The following is a 2,315-nucleotide window of genomic DNA, read 5'->3' on the forward strand; positions in this document are numbered from 1 at the left end:
GCCTTCGCAGTTCGGGACTTTCACCCTATAGATTGCACCCATGCCGAGCACACCAAAAGGAGCGACACGATGCCGCTCCCTTCTTGACCTGCCGTCCATATGAACGACAGCGTTTATTCTACGCACAATTATACAACAAAAACACGACATGTCAACACACACCATCCTTGTAACGCAACGAGCTCGCCTATTGCATAGTGGTAAAACAGAAATCCATAGCCCCTCCCGCTATCGATCCACTCCATCCACAAAACTTCAGGCGGATTTTCACTCCCGCATCTCCACCAAAGGCGATGGCTGCCTGTTCCATCCTCTGGGAGCTTTGTGTTATTTTTATCTACTACACCGTTATTGTCAACTCCATATCATGTACCATGTCTAGCTGAAGCTGTTTCATTGTCGTTGTCAGCGTTCCACGTACACATCGGAATTTTGAACAAATATCGTTTTTCGTTATATAGACTAACTAACCAAAACTTTTGTCTCGTTCCGGATGCTTGTCTTTCATCATCTCTTCTCCAATGACTGACGTCCAATATATTCACAAACCTCATCCTTTTTCGATCGCTTATCTTCCAAATAAAAAACAATTTCCCCCCTTACTTCGTCATCCTCACCAAAAATCCTGCCCATGCAAAAAGCACCAGGTTTTCCTGGTGCTCTGCTGCTAGCAACATGTTTGTTCGTCATCTTCGCAACAATCTTCTTGCTCTTTGCAGCAGTCCTCTTTCTCCTCGCAGCAATCCTCTTTTCTCTCGTCATCTTTAACCTCGATAATTTGCACATCGCAACAACCTTTTTCTTTTTGTGTAAATAATTTTTTGAACATATGAATCTCCTCCATTTATATGATGTAAAACAAAAATCCTGATAACGTAGCCATAGAAATAACCGAGGCGATGAACGCCCAGACGAGTTTCTTATGAAAAATGCTATGCAGTAGTGTAATTTCTGGTAAGCTTGCACCAGCCGAGCTAATCATAAGCGCCATCATCGGACCGAGCGCCATCCCTTTCGCAAGAAGCATTTGCGAAATAGGTATCATCGTAGAGAGACGGATGTATAAAGGAATGCCGATGATTGCCGCAAGCGGAACAAGCCACCATGTATCACCTCCCATATAGGTTGAAATCCATTCCGTCGGCACAACGCCATGGATGAATGCGCCAATTCCGGCTCCTAACAATAAATACGGATATACCGTTTTCATGAGATGAAGCGTCTCATGCCACGCTTCTTTCAACGTCCGTTTTTTCCCGATATCCACGTTTCCTTTCATAATCACGCGTTTGACTGCACGTTCAAATCCGAACACTTCTAGCATAAAACCGATGAGAATCGAAAGTATCGCCGTCAATAGTGTATATACGGCGGCTACTTTGATGCCAAGCAATGCGGTCATTATCGTTAAAATCGTCGGGTCAAGTACAGGAGAAGCGAATAAAAAAATCATGACAAGCCCGAACCGAACGTTTTTGTTTAAGAGCGACACGACGACCGGGATGGTCGAACATGAACAAAATGGAGTCACAAATGCAAACATGACAGCAATGATTGCGCCAATGAGCGGATGGCGCTCTGCCAACAGCTGTTGCATGCGATCGTAAGGAATGTATCCCTCAATGAATTGAATAAAAAACGAAATAGCGAGAAAAAGCAACGTAAGCTCTAACGCTAAAAAGAAAAACGATTGTATCGTTTCCAAATGAATTCTCCCCTTTATTTGCAAAATGCAAGTATTTGTTCAAGCAATAGGCAAGATTTCTCTTGCCTTAAAATAATGGTTTGCAACAAACGGTTGATTTAGCCATACATTCGTTCAACAACTGAATGGAGCGAAGAACCGTTTCGCGTTCAAACTCGCTCATATGTGAAAATACTTCACCTAAATATTCGTTCACTTCCGCGTCGATTTTTGCTGTGACGTATTTTCCTTCCGGCGTTAACGATAAAATATAGACGCGGCGGTCTTGGGAATAAGGTGTTTTTTTCACTAAGTTCATTTTGACAAGCGTTTGAATTTGCCGGCTGAACGTCGTAATATCGATGGCTAACGCATCAGCCACTTGTTGCATCGATGGTTCGTTCATCCGGTCAATTTCGTATAAAATATGGCTTTGCACAAGCGATAATTCAACCCCACCAACCGTACAGCAATTTCGGTCTAACAGCCCAAGCCGTTTTGTCATCGTGTGGAATAGTTCGCGAACATTTTCCATTTCCTCACCTCTTGATTTTATTAGATATTGTCAAAAGTTTCAAAGACATACCCTAAGTTTTTATTGATTTTATGCGGTTTTTGACGAAAAAAAGCT

Annotated in this window: 4 protein-coding genes; all 4 read right to left on the bottom strand. The window is 42.7% G+C overall.

The window, feature by feature from the left end; translation table 11 throughout:
• Positions 1-365 precede the first annotated feature (365 nt).
• Positions 366-545, bottom strand: coding sequence for a hypothetical protein (locus CS060_RS13850; protein ID WP_231563759.1), 180 nt, complete (start codon positions 543-545; stop codon positions 366-368).
• 122 nt (positions 546-667) lie between these two features.
• Complete coding sequence (locus CS060_RS14195; RefSeq protein WP_180271099.1) at positions 668-829, bottom strand: hypothetical protein; 162 nt, start codon at positions 827-829, stop codon at positions 668-670.
• Positions 830-844: 15 nt separating this feature from the next.
• A complete protein-coding gene (locus CS060_RS13855; protein ID WP_369795760.1) occupies positions 845-1,705 on the bottom strand; it encodes a permease in 861 nt (286 codons plus the stop codon).
• A gap of 67 nt (positions 1,706-1,772) precedes the next feature.
• Positions 1,773-2,219, bottom strand: a complete 447-nt coding sequence (locus tag CS060_RS13860; RefSeq protein WP_035050645.1) for a MarR family winged helix-turn-helix transcriptional regulator — start codon at positions 2,217-2,219, stop codon at positions 1,773-1,775.
• Positions 2,220-2,315: the final 96 nt, after the last annotated feature.

The sequence above is a fragment of the Anoxybacillus flavithermus genome, from assembly GCF_002742685.1.
Lineage (GTDB): Bacteria > Bacillota > Bacilli > Bacillales > Anoxybacillaceae > Anoxybacillus > Anoxybacillus flavithermus_E.

What these genes read in the sequence shown, in the direction of transcription:
- CS060_RS14195 (WP_180271099.1), bottom strand. Translation starts at nt 829, where the DNA reads ATGTTCAAAAAATTATTTACACAAAAAGAAAAAGGTTGTTGCGATGTG.
- CS060_RS13860 (WP_035050645.1), bottom strand. Translation starts at nt 2,219, where the DNA reads ATGGAAAATGTTCGCGAACTATTCCACACGATGACAAAACGGCTTGGG.